Raw genomic sequence first — 22,081 nt, forward strand, 5'->3', positions numbered from 1 at the left:
ATGCAGGCACCCGACTCCGGCTACGGTCTTTGGCTCCTCGCCGCCATCAACGCCGCGTTCTTCATCTTCTTCGCCTGGAGCTTCTACAAACCGCTGACCCGTTGGGACTGGCGTGGGTTCGGTATGTTCTCCGCCTTCGTCGTGGCCCTGTTCGCGGAAATGTATGGCTTCCCGCTGACGCTGTACGTCCTGGGCGGCTGGCTCAGCGCCAACTATCCGCAGGTGGACTGGCTGAGCCATGACGCGGGCCATCTGCTCGAGATGTGGTTCGGCTGGCGCGCCAACCCGCATTTCGGCCCATTCCACATCGCAAGCTTCGTCCTGATCGGCGGCGGCTTCTGGCTGCTGTCGGCCGCCTGGCCGGTGCTGTATCGGGCACAGCGTGAAGGCCGGCTCGCCCGCGAGGGCGTGTATGCGCGCATGCGTCACCCGCAGTACGTCGCCTTCCTGCTCGTGCTGACCGGTTTCCTGCTGCAGTGGCCCACGCTGCTCACGCTCGCCAGCTATCCAGTGCTCGTGTGGGCCTATGCCCGCCTGGCGCGTCGTGAGGAAAAAGACTGCTTGAGCCGCTTCGGCGACGACTACGTCCGCTACATGCAGGAAGTGCCGGCCTTCATCCCGCGACGCCGGCGCGGCCCCGCTCCATCCCAAGGAGAAACCCGATGACGCACGTCCACAAACCCACTGTGCGCACGCGCACCTGGCCCATCGGCGACATGGTGAGTGCCGGCTGCGCGCGCACGCTGGAGAAGGCCGTGGCCGCGCTGCCTGGAGTCAACGCCACCAGCGCGAATTTCGCTACCGCGACCCTGCAGGTGTCCTACGACCCGGCCCGCCTGTCGGCGGGCGCGGTCGCCACCGCGATCCGCGACTGCGGCTTCCAATGCAACGCGCCGATGCCCGATGCCGACCCCGCCGCAGGCGCGCACGCCCATGCTGCGCATGCCGGGCACGGACAGGAATTGGCCGCAGAGCGCCCCGCTGACGCCCACGCCGGCCACGGCGATGACGCCACGGATGCCGGGGGCCACGACGCCCATGCGGGCATGAACCACGGCAGCGATCTGCACGCCGCGGCGCGCGACATGGGCCGCCGCTTCCTGGTCGCCCTCGCCTTCGCGATCCCGGTATTCGTGTGGTCGCCCATGGGCGGGCTGATAGAGCCGCCGCCGGTGCCGTTCGGACTGCGCGAGAACGTCTGGTTGTTCCTGCTGGCGACCGGCGCCGTGCTGTATCCGGGCTGGCCATTCTTCAGCGCCGCGATCCGGTCCCTGCGACGGGGTGTGCTGGACATGGCGGTCCTGGTGCTCCTGAGCGTGGGCACAGGTTACGGTTTCAGCATCGCGTCGACGTTCTTCTTCGACGGGCCGAACTTCTACGAGGCCTCGGCCGTCCTGCTGACCTTCGTCCTGCTTGGCCACTGGCTCGAGATGCGGGCTCGCGCCGGCGCCTCGGACGCCATGAAAGCGCTGCTGAAGCTGTCCCCACCCCGCGCGGTCGTCCGGCGCGAGGGGCAGGAGCTCGACATTCCCACCGCTGAAGTGCTGGTCGGCGAGACCGTGATCGTGCGGCCCGGGGCGAAGATCCCGGTCGATGGCATCGTGACGGAAGGCAGCTCTCAGGTCGACGAATCCATGCTGACCGGCGAGTCGATGCCGGTGCGCAAGGATCCCGGAGAGTCCGTCGTCGGCGGATCGATCAACAAGAGCGGCGCATTCGCCTACACCGCCACCAAGATCGGCAGCGACACGGCACTGGCGCAGATCATCAAGCTGGTCCAGACCGCGCAGAACTCCAAGGCGCCCGCGCAGCTGCTCGCCGACCGCGCCTCGCAATGGCTGGTGCTGGCTGCGATCGTGATCGGGCTGCTGACCTTCGCGGTCTGGTTCTGGTGGCTGGGACAGCCGCTGCTGTTCGCGCTCACGCTGACGATCACCGTCTTCGTCATCGCCTGCCCCGATGCACTCGGTTTGGCCACGCCGATGGCGATCATGATCGGCACTGGCCTGGGGGCACGACACGGCATCCTCTTCAAGCATGCCGAATCGATTGAGAAGAGCGCACGCCTGGACGTGGTGATCTTCGACAAGACCGGCACCCTGACGGTCGGCGCCCCCGAGGTGGTCGACATGGCGGTCGCGCCGGGCTGGACGCAGGAGCGGTTGCTGGCCGCGGCCGCCGCGGTCGAGGCGCACTCCGAGCACCCGCTGGCGCAGGCCATCCTGAAGCGTGCCGGTCCGGTAGCCGAGCGCGCTACCGCGTTCACCAACATCGATGGCCAGGGCGCTACCGGCGTGGTTGACGGGGTGCAGGTGGTGCTGGGCAACCGGATCCTGATGGTCGAGCACGGCATCGACCTCTCGGTATTGGAAGCGGAGGCTGCGCGCCTCACCGGTGCCGGTCGCACGGTGATCTATGCCGGGGTGGGTGACCGGCTCGCAGGCTTCTTCGCGATTGCCGACGCGATCCGGGAGACCTCGCGCGCGGCCATCGACGAATTGCACCGGCGCAACATCAAGGTGGCGATGATCACCGGCGACAACCGCCCCACGGCCGAGCGCGTGGCACAGGACCTGGGAATCGACATCGTGCTGGCCGACGTGCTGCCGGGCGGCAAGGCCGATGAGGTCATCAAGCTGCAGTCGCAGGGCCTCAAGGTCGGCATGGTGGGCGACGGCATCAACGACGCACCGGCGCTCACCCAAGCCGACGTTGGGTTCGCGATCGGCGCCGGCACCGACGTCGCCATCGAGAGTGCCGACATCGTGCTCATGCACAGCGACCCTTATGACGTCGTTCGCGCGACCACCATCGCCCACGCCACTCTGCGCAAGATGCATCAGAATCTGGGCTGGGCCGTGGGCTACAACGTGCTGGCCTTTCCGCTGGCGGCCGGTGTGCTCTATCCGTTCGTGCTGTCGCCAGAAATCGCCGCGCTGTCGATGTCGGGCAGTTCGGTGATCGTCGCCCTCAACGCGTTGCTGCTCAAACGCCTTCCACTGGCGGATGCCGCCACCCCTCGCAGCCCATCTAAGGAGTCCACACCATGAATACGGTCACACACGTCGCCCATTCCAGACCCCGAGGTACCAATCGCAGCCATTGGGTCGCCGCACTGGCCCTCGCGCTCGCGTTCGCATTGCCGGGGGTCGTCTCCGCGAACGAGGGTGGGTTCCGCCACAACGTGTTGATGCGCGGCCAGGTGCTGGAAAAGCAGGACGGAACGCTTGTGGTCTGTGTCGGGCAGGCCGACGGTGCCCAGGTCGGGCAGGTGCTGGACGTGATCCGGCACAAGCGCCGTATCCGGCATTCGCGGGCCGGCGGTCCACGCTACCGCCGCGAGAACGTTGGCCAAGTGCGCATCGTCGAACTGTTCGACAGCCACTACGCGGAGGCTGAAGTGATCTCCGGGAGCCCCAAGGTCAACGACACAGTGGAGCTGATCCGCCCCTGACAGGCGCGCGGGCGATGCAGATGCGCCTCGGCCCTCGCCATGCCCTCCGCAATCACTTCCCTTCCAGGACAGGAGCCACACCATGACAGCGTCTTCCAACCCCACCCTGCAATTCCTCGGTGCCGCGGGCACCGTGACCGGCTCGCGCTACCTGGTCGAGGCCAACGGTCAGCGCGTGCTCGTGGACTGCGGCCTGTTCCAGGGCTACAAGCAATTGCGCGAGCGCAACTGGGCTCCGTTTCCCGTCGAGGCGTCATCAATCGACGCGGTGGTCCTGACCCACGCCCACCTGGACCATTCGGGCTACTTGCCCGCACTGGTCAAACAAGGGTTCCGCGGCCGGATCCACTGCACCCATGGCAGCGTGGCCCTGTGCGGCCTGCTGCTTCCCGACAGCGGACACCTGCTCGAAGAGGAGGCCAAGTACGCGGCCCGCAAGGGGTACTCCAAGCACAAGGAACCACGGCCGCTTTATACCGAGGATGACGCCCGCCGCAGCCTGAAGCAGCTCAAGGGGCATGACTATGGTCGCGACATCGAGGTCGCATCAGGCGTCACGATCCGCTTCCATCCTGCCGGCCACATCCTGGGCGCTGCCCATGTCAGCCTTGACGTCCAGGGCCAGCGCCTGCACTTCAGTGGCGACCTGGGACGGCAGCAGGAGTCGCTGATGAATCCGCCGACGCCCCTGCCCGCCTGTGACGTCCTGGTCTGCGAATCCACATATGGCAATCGGGAACACATTCCGATCGACCAAGAAGCCGAGCTGGCACCGATCATCCGCCGCGTTGCCGCCCGCGGGGGCGTGATCGTCATTCCCGCCTTTGCCATCGGCCGCGCCCAGGCGCTCATGCTGCATATCGCCCGGCTGCGTGAGCGCAAGGACATCCCTCGCGTGCCGGTCTACCTCAACAGCCCGATGGCGATCAACGCGACCCGGCACTACCACGACCACCACTCCGAGCACCACGTGTCCGACGAGGACTGCCAGCGGATGTTCGACGTGGCCACCTTCGTCAACACTGTAGAAGAGTCGAAGGCACTCAACCGCCAGCGCGGGCCGATGATCATCATCTCGGCCAGCGGCATGATCACCGGCGGGCGCGTGCTGCACCACATCGAGGCGTTCGGCCCCGATGACCGCAACGCGATCCTGCTCGCGGGCTACCAGGCCGGAGGAACACGCGGTGCCGCGCTGGCGGCAGGCAAGCGCACGTTGCGCATGTTCGGCCGCGAGGTCCCCATCCGCGCCGAGGTGGTGCAGCTGGAGGGCTTCTCCGGCCACGCCGACGCCGGGGAGCTGCTGGACTGGATGCGCACCGCGCCGTCCGCGCCGCGCATGGTCTACCTCACCCACGGCGAGCCCGACGCTGCAGACACGCTGCGCGGGCGCGTGCAGCGTGAACTGGGCTGGCGTGCGCGCGTGCCGGGGCACCTGGAGCAAGTCGGATTGGAGGATGCGAGATGACCACGCAGGCCCCGGGCCACACCCGCCTGCGCGTCACCCGTGCCGGCATCGACACCTACCAGCAGCCGGTGGTCTATATGCACCGCGACTGCGAGGTCTGTCGCTCGGAAGGCTTTGCCGCGTTGACGCGCGTCAGGCTGGACGTGGACGCCCGCACGCTGGTGGCGACGCTGAACGTGGTCATCGACGATCGGCTCGGCCTGGACGAGGTGGCGTTGTCGGAGGCCGCGTGGACGCTCCTCGATCCCGCGCCCGACGCCCTCGCCGGCGTCAGGCACGCGGAACCCGCGGCGTCGGCGGGCGCGCTCCGTGCCAAGGTGTTCGGCGCCCGGTTGGACGACGCGCAGTACTTCGCCCTGGTGCAGGACGTGATGGAAAGCAGGTTGTCGGACCTGGAGCTTGCAGCTTTCGTCACTGCCAGCGCGGGTGACCGCCTGGACCATGCGGAGACGACCGCGCTGACGCGAGCCATGATCTCCGTGGGCCAGCGCCTGGACTGGGGCGAAGGGCCGGTGCTGGACAAACACTGCGTAGGTGGCCTGCCGGGCAATCGCACCACCCCGATCGTGGTGGCCATCGTGGCTGCGCTGGGCTACCGCATCCCGAAGACCTCGTCGCGCGCGATCACGTCGCCCGCGGGCACCGCCGACACCATGGAAGTGATGGCGCCGGTGGCGCTCGACCTGGCGGCGATGCGCCGGGTGGTGGAGCGCGAGGGCGGCTGCATCGTGTGGGGTGGCAACGTGCGCCTGAGCCCGGCCGACGACATCCTGATCCGGGTCCAGCGCCCGCTGGATTTCGACAGCGACGGCCAACTGGTCGCCAGCGTGCTGTCGAAGAAGATAGCCGCGGGCTCCACCCACGTCCTGATCGACATGCCGGTGGGTCCGACGGCCAAGGTGCGAGGTGAGGCCGCGGCCCACAGCCTCGGCACGCGGCTTGCCCACACCGCGGGCGCGCTGGGATTGCAGTTGGGCATCCATCGCTCCGACGGCACCCAGCCGGTGGGTCGGGGAATCGGCCCGGCGCTCGAGGCGCACGACGTGCTCAAGGTGCTGCGCAACGCGGCCGATGCACCCGCCGACCTTCGCGAACGCGCACTTGCGCTGTCCGCGGCGCTGCTGGACATGGCAGCGGGCAGCAACGCCGGCACCGGACTGGAGCGCGCGCGCGGCGTGCTGGATTCCGGGGCGGCGCTGGCCAAGTTCCTGGCGATCTGCGAGGCCCAGGGAGGCTTCCGCGAACCGCCACGGGCGGCGTTCACCGCCGACGTCCCGGCGCCTGCATCGGGCCGCATCGCGGCGATCGACAACCGCAGGCTGGCCAAACTGGCCAAGCTGGCCGGCGCCCCGACATCCCCCACCGCCGGCCTCGAAACCGGTCTGCGGATCGGCGATACGGTCGAGCGCGGACAGCCCATGATGACCCTGCATGCGGAGTCGCCGGGAGAACTGGCCTACGCCCTGGAGCACGCCGCGACGCTGCAACCCTTTGTGCTTGGAGAGGTTCCATGACCCGTGTGCTGATGCCCTTCCCGGCCGATGCAGTGTTGGCCGGCACCATCAACCAGCCCCTGCAGGCGCGCATTGCACCCGTGGCCTGGCGGCACTTCCCCGATGGCGAGTCGCTGGTCACCCTGGACGACGCACTGGACGGCGCCGATGTGGCGATCCTGGCCAGCCTGCGCAACGCCGATGCCCTGGCCCTCCCGCTGCGCTTCGCCGCCCGGACCGCGCGCGAGTTCGGGGCTCGTTCGGTCGGCCTCATCGCACCCTACCTGGGGTATATGCGCCAGGACACCCGCTTCCATCGCGGCGAGGCGGTCAGTACACCGCTGTTTGCGCAATTCCTCGAAGAGGCTTTCGACTGGCTGGTGACCGTGGACCCGCACCTGCACCGCGTCGAGCGCCTGCAGTCGCTCTACCGCATTCCGACGGTCCACGTATCGGCGACGCCGGCCGTGGCCCGCTGGATCGCTGAGACCGTCCCCGACGCTGTGCTGATCGGCCCTGACAGCGAGAGCGAGCAGTGGGTAGCGGACATCGCCGCCCTGTCCGGCATGCCCTACCAGGTGCTGGCCAAGGAGCGGCACGGCGACTACGACGTGCGCGTCAGCCTGCCCGACCCGCAGGCCGTGGCGGGCCGGACCCCGGTCCTGATCGACGACATCGTGTCGTCCGGCCACACCATCCTGGAGACCCTCGCACACCTGCGCCGGTTGTCGTTGCCGCCGCCACTGCTGGTCGCCATCCATCCGGTGTTCGCCGGCGATGCCTATGCCCGCCTGCAGGAAGCAGGTCTGGCCCGCATCGTCAGTACCGACACCATTGCCCACCCGTCGAACGCGATCGCGCTCGGCGCGGACCTCGCTGACGCGGCATCGACCCTGATGTCCGCTTCGGCCGACTCCCCGGAGGACCCATGAACCTGCATCTCAACTGCTGCACCGCCGACCAGCTGTCGGCCGCCGAGCGCCAGCGGACCCTTGAACTCGCCGACGCCCACCGGCGGGCCGATCCCGCGTTTGACCATTGGGCGGCCGGCTACGGCGTGATCCGACATGACCCGCTCACCCAGCTCCGGGTCCGCCAGATGGTGCACGAGCTGGTGGCCTTGGGCCGCACGCCCGATGCCGGCACCGCCTGGCAGCGGCTCGCCGCGGCCGATCGCGTCACCAGCGCCGGCATGTGGCTGGTGGCCCACATGACCTACAGCCAGCGGGTCCGCACCGACGGCGCGGCCCTCGAGGCCGATGACTTCAAGGCCACGCCCGAAGGCCACACTGGCGGGTCCCTCAACATGGTGCCGGCCTACGCCGGCTACCTGCTGATGGACGCCCTGGATGGCGTCACCCGCGCATGGATGATGGGCCAGGGGCACTGCGTGGCCGCCATCGACGCGCTGAACGTGCTGGTTGGCAACATGACCGCCCGGCACGCCGAACGTTACGACCGCTCCGACGCGGGGCTGAGCCGGTTCGTCGGCGACTTCTATGCCTACACCCTCAATCCGGACGGAACACCGGCGTCGCCCCTGGGCTCCCACGTCAATGCGCACACCGCCGGGGGCGTGATGGAAGGCGGCTATCTCGGCTTTGCCGAACTGCAGTACGTGCATGCACCGCTCAAGGACGAACGCCTGGTGGCGTTCCTCAGCGACGGTGCGTTCGAGGAACAGCGCGGCAGCGACTGGGCGCCGCGCTGGTGGCGTGCCGAGGACAGCGGGCTGGTCAGCCCGATCATCATCCTCAACGGGCGGCGCATCGAACAGCGCAGCCAGATCGCCCAGCAGGGCGGCGAGCGGTGGCTGGACCGGCACCTGCGATTGAACGGCTTTGATCCGATCGCGCTGGACGGGCGCGATCCGGCCAGCATCGCGTGGGGTATCCATGTGATGGAGTCGCGCCTGCAAGCGGGCGCCGCCGTTCCCGATGCCGACGTGCGGCTGCCCTATGGCATTGCCGAAACCGTGAAGGGCTTCGGATTCCCCGGCGCCGGGACCAACGCCTCGCACAACCTGCCCCTGCCCGGGAATCCGTCGAAGGAGGCCGAGGCACGCGCGCTCTTCAATCAAGGCGCCGCGGCGCTGTTCGTGGCCGCGTCCGAGCTCGAGGAGGCTGTTGCCGCACTCAACAGCCACGACCTCCAGCAGCGCGTGCGCGAGCGCGACCATGCGCTGGCCGATCGCCAGGTGGAACCGCCCCGCGTCCCGGCGATCGCCGACCGCGGCGCCGGCGGCGAGAGCTCGCCGATGACCGCGCTCGACGAGCAGTTCGTCGCCATCGCCGAAGCGAACCCGGGGCTGCGCGTGCGCGTGGGCAATCCTGACGAGCTGCGCAGCAACAAGCTCGATCGCACCCTGGACGCAATGAAGCACCGGGTGCACGAGCCCGAGCCCGGTGTCGCGGAATCGACCACTGGCGCGGTCATCACCGCGCTTAATGAGGAAGCCGTGGTATGCGCCGCGCTCGGCAACAAGGGCGGGCTGAACCTGGTGGTCACCTACGAGGCGTTCGCACCGAAGATGCTTGGCGCCGTGCGCCAGGAATTGATCTTCGCGCGTCACCAGGCACAGGCGGGGCGACCGCCCGGCTGGCTGGGCGTGCCTCTCGTGCTGACCTCGCACACGTGGGAGAACGCGAAGAACGAGCAGTCCCATCAGGATCCGACCATGGCCGAGGCGCTCCTGGGCGAAATGGCCGACATATCGCGCGTGGTGTTTCCCCCGGACGCCAACGGCGCCGCCGCGGCCCTCGCCCACGCCTACGCGCAACGCGGCACGGTCACCACCCTGGTCGTCCCCAAGCGACCGGTGCCGCACGAGCTGACACCGACGCAGGCGCAGGCGCTGGCCACCCAAGGTGCGCTGTGCCTGGCCGGCAACCCGGCGACAGCGGCGATCCTGCTGGTCGCCACCGGTGCTTACCAATTGCAGGAAGTGCGCCACGCGCAGGTGCGCCTCGTTGAACGTGGCGTGTCGGCCGCGATCGTCTATCTCGGCGAGCCCGGCCGGTTCCGCACGCCGCGCGATCCGGACGAGGCGCGGTACGTGCACTCCGACAGCGAGGTCCATGCACTGTTCCCGGCGGAACGGCCGCGCATATTCGTCACGCATACGCGGCCCGAGCCCTTCCTGGGCGCGCTGCGCCGGCTCGACACTGGCCCGGCCACGACCGCGGCGCTCGGCTTCGTCAACCGCGGCGGCACGCTGGACGTGCCGGGACTGCTGTTCGCCAACCGCAGCACCTGGGCGCACGTGGTCGATGCGGCCGCGGGCGTCCTCGGCCAGTCCCGGGGCGGCCTGTTGTCGGAAGCGGAGCTGGCGGCAGTGGATGGTCGGGGCGATCCGGCCACGATCCTGCGTCCTGCAAGTGGGTCGACGCCATGAGTTGTCCAACCGGGAGCGCGCGTTGATGGCGGGCACGGTGCGGCGCGGAGGCCAGATTGCCTGGGCGGGACTCAAGCTCGGCGTCGCCGTGCTGCGCCTGCGCCGACGTGCACCCGACCTGCTTCCGGCATACGTCAGCACCACACTGGTGGGGTTGGGCACCACCTTCGTCAAGCTGGGCCAGGGCTTGAGCCTGCGCTGGGACCTGCTGCCGGCGCCCTATCGCGAGGCGCTGTCGCGATTGCACAGCGATGTGCCCCCCTTCCCGGCGGAGGAGGCCATGCGTATCGTCGAACAGGCGTTTGGCGCGCCGGTCGGCGAACTTTTCGCCAGCTTCGATGACAAGCCCCTGGCCGCGGCTTCAGTGGCCCAGATCCATCCAGCGCGCATGCATGATGGTCGCGATGTGGTCGTCAAGATCACCCGCCCCGGGATCCATGCCCAGGTGCAGGCGGATCTGCTGCTCCTGCGGCGCACGATGCGCGTCGCCCAGTGGATCTGGCCGCCACTGAAACGCCACCGGCCGCTCGAACTGGTGGACGAACTAGGCGCATTCCTGCGTGACGAGATCGACATGCGTCACGAGGCGCAGAACATGCGGCGCATGGCCAAGGTGCTGGATGCCCTGCCCGGCATCACCCAGCCGCACGTCGTCGAGCCGTATGCCACCCGCAACGTGCTTGTGCAGGATCGAAGCCACGGGACCCGTCTGGAGGCCGCGTACGGCACAGCGGCCGCTCCCGCACTGGCAAGGGCGCTGCTCGGTGCCTACGTGCATCAGCTCTTCGGCGCCGGCGTCTTCCATGCCGACCCGCACCCGGGGAATCTGTTCTTCTTTGACGACGGTCGCCTGTGCCTGCATGACTTTGGATCGATCGGCGTGCTCGACCCTGCATCCCGGCTCGCGCTCGGCGGCATGGTCGAGGCCATTGCGGCCGACGACGCCGAGGGCGTGCTGGATGCAGCGATCGCCATGGGCTTCTTCCCGTCGCAGGTCGACCGCCGCTCGCATGTGCGCGAGATCCACCTGATCCTGGCCGAGATGGCCAGCCGTCCGCTGGCGCAGTGGTCCATTGCCGAGGCAATCTGGCGCGTGGCACGCATTGGGCAGGGCGCTGGCTTCCGGCTTCCGGCCCACCTGCTGTCCCTGATCCGGACGCTGTTCCTGGTCGAGAACACGCTGCGGGCGCTGGATCCGAATCTGGACCTGCTGGGGACGCTGTCCGCGCAGGCGGCCGCGATCGCCGACATTGCCGAAGCCAGCCGCCCCAGCGGCAACAGGCCGCTTGCCATGCGGCTGGCCCGCACTGCGCGCCAACTGCCACAGATCGCCACCGACCTGTTGCGGCAGGCGCAACTGAGCGACGGACGACCCGCCTTCTCCGTACACCACCATGGCCTGAGTTCCACGCAGGAGGCAATCGCGCGCACGGGCAACCGGCTGGCGTTGGCCCTGGTCACCTTGGGCCTGTACGTAAGCGGTGCGCTGTTGAGCCTGCATTCCGACGGCCCGCAAGTGTTCGGTCACATGCCTTTCCTGGCTATGGTGGCTTTCGCTGCTGCGGGATTGCTCTCACTGCGGCTGGTGATGGCCATCGCCAGATCGGGACACTTGTAACAGAACACTGATCTATCTCCCCGCTGGTGCCCGGCGCATCAGTGCATCCAGGAAGGCAGACCCATGACGCAACACAATCATCATCATCAAGATCATCAGGCGCACGGCGAGCAACCGCCGCATCCCCGCACGGGTGCTGAAGGTGACGTCCATGCCGGGCACGACAAGCATGCCGGCCACAGCGTGGCGAGCTTCCGCGACAAGTTCTGGCTCACGCTGCTGCTGACCATCCCCACTCTGATCTGGAGCGGGATGATCCAGCATTGGTTCGACTACACCGCACCACAGTTCCCGGGGTCGGCGTACATCCCGGCGGTGTTCGGCACGATCGTGTACTTCTACGGCGGCTCGCCGTTCCTCCGCGGCGGATACCACGAGCTGAGAAATCGCCTGCCGGGCATGATGACGCTGATCTCGCTTGCGATCACCGTCGCCTTCCTTTACAGCGCGTTGGTCACGCTCGGCGTTGTCGAGGGCTTGGACCTGTGGTGGGAGCTGGCGACGCTGGTGGCGATCATGTTGCTCGGCCACTGGATCGAGATGCGTTCGATCAACCAGGCACAGGGCGCTCTCAAGGAACTCGCGAAGCTGCTGCCTGATATGGCGGTGCGGTTGGATGAGGCCGGTACCGCGAAGGAAGTCCCTGTCGCGGAACTGAAGCGCGGCGACCTGCTGCTCATCAGGCCCGGCGCGAGCATTCCCGCCGACGGCGTCGTGAAGGAAGGGACCAGCGCCGTCAACGAAGCGATGATCACCGGCGAGTCCAAGCCGATGGACAAGTCGACGGGCGACCGGGTGATCGCCGGCACCGTCAACGGACAGGGCTCGTTGCGTGTCGAGGTGACGGGAACCGGCGACGAGACCGCGCTCGCGGGTATCATGCGGCTCGTCGAGCAGGCCCAGACGTCGCGCTCGCGCGCCCAGGCCCTGGCGGACCGGGCGGCGTTCTACCTCACGATCATCGCCATCGTCTCCGCCGCGGTTACCGCCATTGTCTGGCCACTCCTCGGTCGACCGTGGAGCTTCACGATCGAGCGCGTAGTGACCGTGCTCGTGATCGCCTGTCCCCATGCGCTGGGTTTGGCCATCCCGCTGGTGACCGCCATCTCGACCACGATTGGCGCACGGAACGGCCTGCTCGTGCGCGATCGACGCGGCCTGGAAGAGGCCCGTTTGCTGAACACGGTCGTGTTCGACAAGACAGGCACGCTCACGCTCGGTTCGCACCGCGTCGTGAAGACCACTGCCGCCGATGGACTCACCGACGACGAGGTGCTTCGCGTGGCCGCGTCGGTCCAGCGCGACGCTGAACATCCGATCGCGCAGGCGCTGATGACCAGCGCCAAGGAACATGGCATCGACGTTCCGATGTCGCAGGACTTCGAGTCCATGCCGGGACGCGGCGTGCGCGCAGTCGTCGAGGAGCGCTCGCTTCACGTTGGCGGGCCGGGTCTGTTGAGAATGCTCGCGGTCGAACCGCCGGAGACGCTTCGGCGGGCTGCCGAATCAGCGGCAGCCGATGGTCAATCTGCAACCTACCTGGTGGAAGGCGACCGGGTGCTCGCCGTATTTGCGATCGCGGATGCCATCCGTCCCGAATCGTTCGACGCGGTCAAGCGGCTGCACGACGAAGGACTGGAGGTTGTCCTGCTGACGGGTGATTCCACGGCGGTCGCAAACGCGGTCGCGAAGGAACTCAACATCGACACCGTCTTCGCCGAGGTATTGCCCGAGGACAAGGTGGCAAAGATCGAGGAGCTGCAGGCCCAGGGCAAGCGCGTCGCGATGGTGGGTGACGGTGTCAATGACGCTCCGGCGCTGCTCACGTCCGACGTCGGCATCGCCATCGGCACAGGGACGGACGTCGCGGTCGAGGCCGGCGACGTCGTACTCGTGCGCAGCGACCCGCGCGACGTGCCAGCGATCATCGAATTGAGCAAGGCCACCTATCGCAAGATGATCCAGAACCTGTGGTGGGCCGCCGGCTACAACATCGTCGCCATCCCTCTCGCCGCTGGCGTTCTCGCCGCATGGGGGATCCTGCTGCAACCTGCGCTTGGGGCAGTGCTCATGTCGCTGAGCACCGTCGTTGTGGCAATCAATGCGCAGTTGTTGCGCCGGGCGGTGCGGTCCCCATGAACATGATTCGGGGACACCTGTGACCACGCGCCGGCTTCTTGCACTCAACGTTGGCTCGTCCACCCTCAAGGGCGCGTCCTATCTGTTCAACACTGAGGGACACGGCGCGCAGTCTCGTCTGCTCGAGCGCTCCCGGGCCGAAATTCCAGTCGGCGTGGATGCGCAGGAGCGCCTTGCCACCCTGCTCGAGGCATTGTCGGAGCCGTGGCCCAGCCCCGACGTGGTGGTGCACCGAATCGTACATGGCGGTGACCTGCACGACGCCCGCGAGCTCGACGAAACCGTGCTCGCGAAACTGGATGCATTGGTGCCGTTCGCACCCTTGCACCAGCCGGTAGCCCTCGCTTTCGCGCGTGCCGCGCGCATGCGTTGGCCGCACGCGCGCCAAGGCGTGGCCTTCGACACCGACTTCCACGCGTCGCTCGCGCCCTGGAGCCGGCGCTTGCCTGTCCCTGAAGCATGGGATGCGCTGGGCATCCGCCGCTACGGTTTCCATGGACTCGCCTTTGCCTCCGCGCTCCGCATAGTGGCCAGCCACGACGCTGGAATCCTGAAGGGCCGCGCTGTCTTCGCGCATCTGGGGGGTGGCTGCAGCGTCTGCGCCGTCGAGGGCGGCCGCAGCCGCGACACCACCATGGCGCTCACTCCGCTGGGTGGAATCCCGAGCCCTACCCGCTCCGGAGATCTCGATCCCGGCGCGTTGCTGTATCTGCTGAGGCATGAACGCCTGGATGCGCAGGCGCTTGAAAACGGCCTGTACCGCAGTGCAGGCCTTGCCGGAATCGCCGGCCATGGCGACATGCGCGTGTTGCTGACGGATCCCGGCCCGCAGGCCCAGCTTGCCGTGGAGCTCTTTGCAGTCCGGATTGCGCAGTCCATCGCGGCCATGGCCACGGCAATTGGCGGTCTCGACCATGTCGTCTTTTCCGGCGGCATCGGCCATCGCGCGCCGGTTTTGCGGGCTCGCATCGTCGCGCGACTGGCCTGGCTCGGCCTGGCGCTGGCACCTGACGTCAACGATGCTGGAGCCACGCGGATCGACCGCGGGGGCGGGCCGAGCATATGGAACGTCGCGATCGATGAGGAGCGCGAACTGGCTGAATCGGCACTCGCCTGGCTGTAGCCACGACACGCCCCAAGGGTCGGCTCCGGTGGGGAATCACTCCTCGATCCGTGACGACGTGAGCACCGCTGCGAATCCACCACCGGGGGTGCGCATGTTCGTGGTCTGGCCCTGGTACAGCCTGGCCGCGAACAACAGGACACCCGCCTCGGACGCGAAGCAGCGCACATCCGCCTTGAGGGACTGGCCCCCATGCACGATCCGCATGCTCGGTGGCGCGAAGGCCTGTGCGATGTAGGTCGCCGACGCCATAGACGCCCAAGTCCGCCGGGTCAACTTGTCGCCCCGATAACTCCCACGGCTGCCAAACCCTGCTGCAGGCTTGAAGAAATATCCGTTGCGCACTGCCCACAACGCATCCCGGTTCGCGGGCACGAGTTCGACCGTGGGCGGGATCACCTGGCCCAGCAGTGCCGTCGAACCCGCATCGACCCCGAACCCGCCGAGCAGAGCCGGGTCCCCGAGCACCGCAAGGTTGCGCTTGTCGGCAAACAGCGCGTGTGCTCGGGGATGCGGCATCAGCGCGACGTCCCCTGCCAGGTAAGCCTCACGAATGTCTGCATGCGAGGCATCCTCGAGCGCGAAATCGGTCAACCGGTTGTAGACAGTGTCGATTCGACCGTGGGCATCCTCAAGCCCGTCCGAACCAAACGACAAATCCTCGGGAGCGCTGATCACGCAGTCCACGCCATGGTCCCGAAACGCGTTCGCGTACAGCACAAACTCGGGGTAAAGGAACTGCGCTCGCGGAGTGCTGTCCACGATGGCCAGGCGCGACGGCGTGCGCCCGGATTGCTGCCGAGCATCCTCCATCCAGGCCGTGACGGCCGCATCACGCGCTTGGGCCGCGTTGGTCCAGGTGGCCCATGCTGGCGGCGCGCAAGACCGCACGGCATCGAGCAACAAGGCATTGAGGAGCAGACCGCCTGGATTGGTGTTGACCTCGATCAGCCGCGGGCCATCGACCGTCAGGTGAAAGTCCAGACCCAGGACGCCCCCCGCCGAACCCGGATCATGGGTTGCAATGTCAGGGGCCCATTGCAGGACCCGTTGGCTATATCCCGGGTTTCCTGCGACGTCGAAGACCGCCGCCGCGACTCGTCCCATGGCCTCCAACGCGGGCCGATCAACGAACAAGGCATAGGGTGAAAATAAGTGCGCGTGTACGGCGGGATCAGTCGTGAACTCCGGAAAGGCACCCCGGATCGACTCGTGCAGACGGAGGATGTCGACCACTTCGCATGCACACCGCTGGTTGAGCGGCGCGCTTTCCAGGGTGGCACAGTCGATCTCGCAGCCTGTCTGTCCAACTATTATCGGAGTCCGCGGTTCAACCACAACAGGGATTGTTCTGTTGGATCGGTGGACATGGCACTGTTCCGAACGAGCAGAACACACAGCAGTCGCCTTGATGCGGACGCAAAACCGCTCCACAGCCCGTGCACTCATAGAAGAATTGACACGCTGTGATGGGCATTGTCTCGGTCGCCCGATGGCCGCACTCCGGGCAGGTCAAGACGCTTTCCAGCTTGACGTCACTCACCGCCAGTCCGCACCTTGGCCGGGAAGCCTGCTTCCGTGACTGCACGCGCGATTCCGGCTGCATCCGTCTGGCTCGATTCGAACGTCACCGTGACTGTTTCAGCCCGGGTGTCCACCTTCACATCGGCCACGCCCGGCACCTTCTCCAGCGCCTTCCTGATGGTGATGCCGCAGGCGGGACAGGTCATGTTCTCAGCATCGAGCATCACTACGGTTGCGGGCGTCGCAAGAGCGGCACCGACCGACAGAGCAGCCACCAGGGCCAGTATCCACTTGTGCATCGCGCCTCCTACAGAATCCAGACGATGTAATAGGGAAACAGCAGCAACAGGACGATGAGGGCTGTCGCCAACCAGAGCCAACGTCGCCTGCGTCGCAGAGCGTCCGGGGCGATGCAACTGCCATCCACACCGCACCGTGCCGCCGGTCGATACAGCATCCAAAACGCCACGGCCAAGGACAGTACGGCGGCGGCGCTGAACCAGGGCCTCAAGGGATCGAGAGCTGTCAGGGTGCCGATCCAGGCGCCACTGATGCCCAGCAGGACCAGCACCAGCGGCACGACGCAGCAGACCGATGCGCCAATGGCGGCGATGCTCGCGCCAACGATGGCTGGAACAGACGATTTGGCCGGGGTTGTTTGCATCAGAGCATACTAGCCTCTGTACCTAGGTACGGAGTCAAGCCGTGCGTCCGAACACGTTTACGATCAGCCGGCTGGCGGCGGCGGCCGATGTGCACGTCGAAACCGTGCGCTACTACCAGCGGCGTAGGCTGCTGCGTCAACCCGAGCGACCCATAGGAGGCGTGCGTCGTTACGACGAAAACGATGTCAATCGGCTTCAGTTCATCCGGCGCGCTCAGATGATGGGATTCAGCCTCGACGAGATCGCTGGCCTGCTAGAGATCACAGGCGAAGGTTCTTGCGAGCAGACCCGTCAGCTGACCGAGCGAAAGCTCGTCGATGTCCGTCTACGAATCCGCGAGCTGCGACAGCTGGAGAGGGATCTCGAACAGAAAATAGCGCGGTGCGCCCAAGTGCCGGCGGGAGAGTGCTGCCCAACCCTCGATTTTCTGGAGCGGCCAATAAAGCCAGCTGCGACAGGCAGTTAGCTCACTTTCGGCCCGTTTTTACACGAATCCCTGCCGACCCTCAAATTGTTTTCGCCGGACGGTTGCAGCCATGAAGCCCGAGGCGCAGCCGTGCCACCGCCAGGATTCACAACGAGACAAGGACGCCTTGGGCCGAACCGCTCCGAAAGGAGATGGGGCCGACTCGGCATCCCCGCCCGAAGGCTTCTCCAGCTCGCTCACTGACGCGGGCCAGGTCAACCACCAAATGAAAGGCGAGAAAGCCCCGGCCGCACCTTGCGGCGCCGGTCTTGAGGCGTGGCGTGGAAGCTCCATAGCGATGCCGGGCGGGTTGTCCGTGAACCGTCCTTCGTGACGTGATGGGCAGGAACCGCCAGCGTTGAGGGCAGCACGCATCCGTGCAACCTGCTGCAGCAAGGGCCAGCGTGTTCGCCAGCACCCCGTCCATCGCAGCGTAGCGCTGGCCGCGCCGATCCGGCGCAGCCGGTTCGGCCGCATCGAGGGGCGCCAAGCATCGCGCGGCGGGGATAGCCCGCAGGGCTTTCCCCTGGAGGCAAGCGAAGCGCGCAGCGCCAAAGGCGCGAAGGCGCGAGGAATTGAAGCCGAATGGCCGTGACAGCGAAGTTGACACGGGGCGCAGCCCGAAAGCCCGGCGGGGCGAAGCGCCGACACGCCCAGGCCGTTCTATATTTTCAGGAAAGAATCCAAGAGCAGTCCATGACCATCCAGCTACGACACGAAACACCTGACGACATGGCCGCCATCGAGGCCGTCACGGTCGCCGCCTTCGCCGATGCACCGCACACCAGCCACACCGAGCAGTTCATCGTGCGCGCCCTGCGCGCCGCCGACGAACTGACGCTTTCCATCGTGGCCGAGGAACACGGCCAGGTCGTCGGCCATGTGGCCCTGTCGCCCGTGACCATCACCGATCGCAACGGCCACAAGGCCGAAGGCTGGTACGGCTTGGGGCCGATCTCCGTCCTGCCGCAAAGGCAAGGGCACGGCATCGGCTCGCGCCTGATGGAACAGGCGCTGTCTGAACTGCGTGACATGCAGGCCGCGGGCTGCGTGCTGCTGGGCGATCCCGCGTATTACGCGCGTTTTGGTTTTCAGGCCCGTGCGGGCCTGCAACTGCCGGGCGTGCCGCCCGGCTACTTCATGGCACTGGCCTTCGATGGGCCGGTGCCCGAAGGCATCGCACACTACAGCGATGCTTTCAACGCCGCCGCCTGAGCCAGCGCGAAGGCGGCGGCGTTCTGAATCGGCTGCTGGCCTTGAACACCGCGCGCGGCCACTACCGCGACCGGATTTGCATTTCACCGCGCCCAGGACGGAACGGCCTGGGCGCGGTGCTGATCGCGGTTATTCCTTCGTCTCGATGAGCCACCACAAGGCGCGCGGCAAGGCGCGGCCCGTGATGGGATGAATGTCGGTGAGGTCGGCGCGGGCCGACCAGCCCGAGGGCAGGCGATAGCCGCGTACGTCGCCTGCGCCGTGCCAGCGGCGGGCGCGTACTGTGCCGGGGGCGTAGATCGCCGCCATGCGCCGGCGGCTGGTGGCGGTGTGGATCATGGAGCTTCTCCTTCCAGCGAAGCGCCCCGGTCGAGGCCGGGGCGCTTGCCTTCGGCGCGGGTCAAGCGGCCAGCACCTCGGCGGGTTCATCCGCCATTGCTTCGGCATCCTCCGAGGCGTCCTGCTCCGGGCTTTCCTCCTGCGCGGCATCCTGCGGATCTGCGGCCTTGAAGATGGCGGGCATCCAGCCCGTGCCATCGGCCAGCCGCTCGGCTTCGCTGGCAATGTCGGCCTTCTTGAGCTTCGCCAGCCGGTTGATTTGCTCGGGCGCGTACTCGCCCACGGCATCCAGAATCACGGCCTTGGAAACGTGCTTGAAGTAGCCTTCTGCGGTCGGCTTCCACCATGCGGCCATGTCGAGGCCCACGGCCTGCGCCAGTTCTTCGCCGCGATGGTGCGTCGTGGCGCGGGGCGTCACCACGTCCACCGTGGAAGCCACGCACACGGCCAGCAGTCGCACCAGTTCGTCTTGCGGCTTCGCCAGCAGCGCGGCGAACAGTTCGGCGCTGTCCTCCGGCAAGGCTTCACCGGCCACCTGTTGCAGTTCGCGCAGCGCCACGGCGGCGGGCGATTCCGGCCAGTCCGGTGCCATGCCTTCCAGCCGGTATTGCGCCGTGAGGCGCACGCCGAGCGGCAGGCCATCGCCGTAGGCGTCGGGCTGCAAGACGGTCTGCACCATGCCATGCACCAGTGCGGCCAGCGCGACATGCGGATGCCGGGCGACTTCGATTTGCAGCGCCGCCGTGCGGTGGGCGCTCAACCGCTGCGCCAGCCGGTCGGACAGGCTCGCGGCCTTGGGTGCGTCGTCGGCGTCCTCGTGCTCGTCGTTGGCGACTTCGCCTTCGGTGTTGCCGAAACCGCGCCGCAGCTTTTCCAGCGTGCGCAGCGCCTTGGCCTCGGCTTCGCGCAGCAGGCCGCGATGAATGGCGGCTTCGCCGTTGCGGTCGATGGTGACGATGACACCGGCCACCTCGCGCACTTCGGGGGCATAGCCCTGTAAGGCGTCCTCCGCGTCTTGCAGTTCGCCGATCACCTGATCGCGCCGCCGTTCCAGCTTCTCGGCCTTGGCCTCGTCCTCGGCGTCGCAGGCTTCTTCCAGTTCGGCGTCGATCTTTTCGAGGCGGGTTTCCAGCGAGGCGATGCGGCGGGCCTCGCGGGTGGTCGGCTCGCGGCGATGGCGCGGGGCGTTCTGGAACGCCTGCCGTTCCTCGTAGGCCAGATGCGGCACGGCCTCCACCCACGCCCAGCCCTCGGCGCGCACGTCCTCGGCCAGCGTTGCCAGCTTGTCGCGCACCAGCGTTTCCAGCACTGCGGTATCGGTGAGGTAGGTTCCGGCATCGCCTTCTGCGAACAGGTCGCGGCGGATGCCGCCGCCTGCCTGCCGGTAGGTGTCCAGCCCGACGAAGCGCACCAGCGCGTGCGCGGCGTCGATTTCGCGCTCGGTCAGGCGCTCGCGCAGCTTGGACGGGCTGCGCTGCCATTCCGGCGCACCATAGAACGCGGCTTCCTGCGCTGCGTGGTCGTCGGTGATGGTCAAGGCCATCAACTGTTCCAGCGTGACGGTTCCAGCGCGGTAGTCGTTCATCAGGCGCGGCGAGACGTTCGCCAGCTTCAAGCGGCGCTGCACCACCAGCGGGGACACGCCGAAGTCGGCGGCAATGTCTTCGACGGGCCGGCCTTCCTTGACCAGCGCGGCGAAGGCCGCGAACTGGTCGGCGGGGTGCATGTTCTCGCGCTGCACGTTCTCCGCGAGGCTGACGGTACGGGCGGACGCATCGGCCACCAGCAGGCACGGCACTTCATAGTCGGCGGGGATGCGCTTCTTCTTCGCCAGCAGCTTCAAGGCGGTCAGGCGGCGATCACCGGCCACCACCTCGTAAGCCTCGCCGTCCGCGGAAAGGATGACGATCAGGTTTTGCAGCAGGCCGATGCGGGCAATGCTCGCGGCCAGTTCGGGGATGGACTGGCGCGGGGTCGTGCGGACGTTGCGCCTGGAGCGGCGCGGCAACAGTTGCGACAGCGGAACCAAGATCAGGTTCTTGGTCGGGTCTGCCGCTTCCAGCGGCGCGGCGGCTTCGATGGCGACGGTTTCGGTTTTGAGTACGGCGTTCATGGTGATAACTCCTTGCGGTTAGGGATGCAGCAGCGAGAGAAGCGGCAAGGGCTGCTGCCTGCCCCTGCCGCGTGGGGATTCAGGCTTTCAACTGGCGCAGGCCATCGGCCAGCAGCCACAGGGAGCGGTTCAGGCGCACGTTTTGGTCAATGCCTTGAACGGGGCGGGTTTGCTGGCGGCGTCCGTTGGCGCTTCGCCCGGACAGTCCGCCCTTGGTCAAGTTCTCCTGCGTGCGGTTGAACACACTCCACAGGTCGCGGCGGTCGTCGTCATGGCGGCGCGGCATCAGGATTTGCGATTCCGTGATGGGCGCGGGCTTGTTCTCGTCGTACTTCAACGCCAGCGCAGCGCGGGCGAACACTTCCGATTCCCCTGCGTCCAGCGTGATAGCGCGCATGGCATCGCGGGATTCCTGCGCCCGGTCGAAGCCGTGCAGGACTTCGTATGCGCCTTCGATCACCTGTCCAGCCACGTCGCCTTTGTGAGGCACGCGCACGTCGGCCACGGTATCGCCGCAGACAAGGCCATTGCTGCAAACGAAACGAAACATCCCGGCCAGCATCTGATAGCTGCTGGTGCCGTCATGGGAGTTCAGTAGGATGATTTCGTTGGCCTCGCGGCCGTTGATCTGGCTGGCGTGGCGCAGCCGGATCATGTGCTTGGTGTAGTCGCGGCGGTCGTCGTGGCGCACGCGGGTTTGCGTCACCATGAAAGGCTCGAAACCTTCCCCGCGCAGTTCTTGCAGCACGGTCGCGGTGGGGATGTAGCTGTATCGCTCGGAGCGGCTTTCGTGCGGGGCGTCCGCGAAGATGGACGGGGCCACGGCCCGGATTTGGTCGTCGGACAAGGGACGTTCCGAACGCAGCACCGGGGAACGGGAAGCGAAGCGGGATGCGAGTTGCATGGCATTTCTCCTGACAAAGAAAAAAGGGTTTGCTGTTCACACCGCACACCGGATTCCTAGATTCGGAAGCCCAGCCTTTCGGCTGTTCGGTGCGGTCGGCACGAGGAACCCGGTTGGCCCTGTTGCCACCGTCTTTCCTGAGTTCATCGCCCGCGACGGTCAGGAG

19 protein-coding genes are annotated in these 22,081 nt (G+C 67.2%); 12 read left to right on the forward strand and 7 right to left on the reverse strand.

The features are described from left to right. From QMX78_RS05395 to QMX78_RS05440, 10 genes are all read left to right on the forward strand, one after another. Positions 1-666, forward strand: a complete 666-nt coding sequence (locus QMX78_RS05395; protein ID WP_017357195.1) for an isoprenylcysteine carboxylmethyltransferase family protein — start codon at positions 1-3, stop codon at positions 664-666. Continuing rightward, positions 663-3,050 carry a heavy metal translocating P-type ATPase gene (locus QMX78_RS05400; RefSeq protein ID WP_049404642.1) on the forward strand — a complete coding sequence of 796 codons (2,388 nt, stop codon included), beginning with the start codon at positions 663-665 and terminating at the stop codon, positions 3,048-3,050. Before QMX78_RS05395 ends, QMX78_RS05400 begins: the two co-directional genes overlap by 4 nt. Continuing rightward, a complete protein-coding gene (locus QMX78_RS05405; protein ID WP_049436410.1) occupies positions 3,047-3,454 on the forward strand; it encodes a hypothetical protein in 408 nt (135 codons plus the stop codon). Before QMX78_RS05400 ends, QMX78_RS05405 begins: the two co-directional genes overlap by 4 nt. 82 nt (positions 3,455-3,536) lie before the next feature. Beyond that, on the forward strand, positions 3,537-4,922 hold the full coding sequence (locus QMX78_RS05410) for an MBL fold metallo-hydrolase (protein WP_017357192.1): 1,386 nt from the start codon (positions 3,537-3,539) through the stop codon (positions 4,920-4,922). Continuing rightward, positions 4,919-6,436, forward strand: coding sequence for a thymidine phosphorylase family protein (locus tag QMX78_RS05415; RefSeq protein ID WP_154352390.1), 1,518 nt, complete (start codon positions 4,919-4,921; stop codon positions 6,434-6,436). The genes QMX78_RS05410 and QMX78_RS05415 overlap by 4 nt, the downstream gene beginning before the upstream one ends. Further along, on the forward strand, positions 6,433-7,347 hold the full coding sequence (locus tag QMX78_RS05420; RefSeq protein ID WP_017355176.1) for a ribose-phosphate diphosphokinase: 915 nt from the start codon (positions 6,433-6,435) through the stop codon (positions 7,345-7,347). The genes QMX78_RS05415 and QMX78_RS05420 overlap by 4 nt, the downstream gene beginning before the upstream one ends. After that, positions 7,344-9,809 (forward strand): hypothetical protein, encoded by a 2,466-nt coding sequence (locus QMX78_RS05425; RefSeq protein WP_017355175.1) that lies wholly within the window; start codon positions 7,344-7,346, stop codon positions 9,807-9,809. Before QMX78_RS05420 ends, QMX78_RS05425 begins: the two co-directional genes overlap by 4 nt. A gap of 25 nt (positions 9,810-9,834) precedes the next feature. Further along, a complete protein-coding gene (locus QMX78_RS05430) occupies positions 9,835-11,427 on the forward strand; it encodes an AarF/UbiB family protein (protein WP_017355174.1) in 1,593 nt (530 codons plus the stop codon). 63 nt (positions 11,428-11,490) lie between these two features. Then, positions 11,491-13,566, forward strand: coding sequence for a heavy metal translocating P-type ATPase (locus tag QMX78_RS05435; RefSeq protein WP_082316348.1), 2,076 nt, complete (start codon positions 11,491-11,493; stop codon positions 13,564-13,566). A 19-nt stretch (positions 13,567-13,585) separates the two neighbouring features. After that, entirely contained in the window at positions 13,586-14,689 is a 1,104-nt protein-coding gene (locus QMX78_RS05440; protein ID WP_036196077.1) for an acetate/propionate family kinase, read from the forward strand. 36 nt (positions 14,690-14,725) lie between these two features. Here QMX78_RS05440 and QMX78_RS05445 read toward each other — a convergent pair whose 3' ends face one another. The 4 genes from QMX78_RS05445 to QMX78_RS05460 form a co-directional block, all read right to left on the reverse strand. Next, a complete protein-coding gene (locus QMX78_RS05445) occupies positions 14,726-15,925 on the reverse strand; it encodes a hypothetical protein (protein ID WP_017355170.1) in 1,200 nt (399 codons plus the stop codon). A gap of 94 nt (positions 15,926-16,019) precedes the next feature. Then, positions 16,020-16,232 (reverse strand): GDCCVxC domain-containing (seleno)protein, encoded by a 213-nt coding sequence (locus QMX78_RS05450; RefSeq protein ID WP_083536958.1) that lies wholly within the window; start codon positions 16,230-16,232, stop codon positions 16,020-16,022. Next, on the reverse strand, positions 16,225-16,512 hold the full coding sequence (locus QMX78_RS05455) for a heavy-metal-associated domain-containing protein (RefSeq protein ID WP_017355169.1): 288 nt from the start codon (positions 16,510-16,512) through the stop codon (positions 16,225-16,227). Before QMX78_RS05455 ends, QMX78_RS05450 begins: the two co-directional genes overlap by 8 nt. Positions 16,513-16,520: 8 nt before the next feature. Then, a complete protein-coding gene (locus QMX78_RS05460; RefSeq protein WP_017355168.1) occupies positions 16,521-16,877 on the reverse strand; it encodes a mercuric transporter MerT family protein in 357 nt (118 codons plus the stop codon). A gap of 41 nt (positions 16,878-16,918) precedes the next feature. Between QMX78_RS05460 and QMX78_RS05465 the strand changes: the two genes are divergently transcribed. Further along, a complete protein-coding gene (locus QMX78_RS05465; protein ID WP_017355167.1) occupies positions 16,919-17,344 on the forward strand; it encodes a MerR family transcriptional regulator in 426 nt (141 codons plus the stop codon). A gap of 696 nt (positions 17,345-18,040) precedes the next feature. Next, the gene (locus QMX78_RS05470; RefSeq protein WP_154353609.1) at positions 18,041-18,559 is read left to right on the forward strand and encodes an N-acetyltransferase; all 519 of its coding nucleotides are present in this window, start codon (positions 18,041-18,043) and stop codon (positions 18,557-18,559) included. Between the two features lie 129 nt (positions 18,560-18,688). Here the strand turns inward: QMX78_RS05470 and QMX78_RS05475 are convergent, their stop codons facing one another. The 3 genes from QMX78_RS05475 to QMX78_RS05485 form a co-directional block, all read right to left on the reverse strand. Beyond that, the gene (locus tag QMX78_RS05475) at positions 18,689-18,898 is read right to left on the reverse strand and encodes a hypothetical protein (protein WP_154352389.1); all 210 of its coding nucleotides are present in this window, start codon (positions 18,896-18,898) and stop codon (positions 18,689-18,691) included. 61 nt (positions 18,899-18,959) lie between these two features. Next, positions 18,960-21,011 (reverse strand): ParB/RepB/Spo0J family partition protein, encoded by a 2,052-nt coding sequence (locus tag QMX78_RS05480; RefSeq protein ID WP_154352388.1) that lies wholly within the window; start codon positions 21,009-21,011, stop codon positions 18,960-18,962. Positions 21,012-21,090: 79 nt separating this feature from the next. Further along, positions 21,091-21,915: a DUF932 domain-containing protein gene (locus tag QMX78_RS05485; protein WP_154352387.1), complete on the reverse strand. Its 825-nt coding sequence runs from the start codon at positions 21,913-21,915 to the stop codon at positions 21,091-21,093. Between the last annotated feature and the right edge of the window lie 166 nt (positions 21,916-22,081).

This window comes from Stenotrophomonas sp. PS02298 (genome assembly GCF_029959445.1).
Lineage (GTDB): Bacteria > Pseudomonadota > Gammaproteobacteria > Xanthomonadales > Xanthomonadaceae > Stenotrophomonas.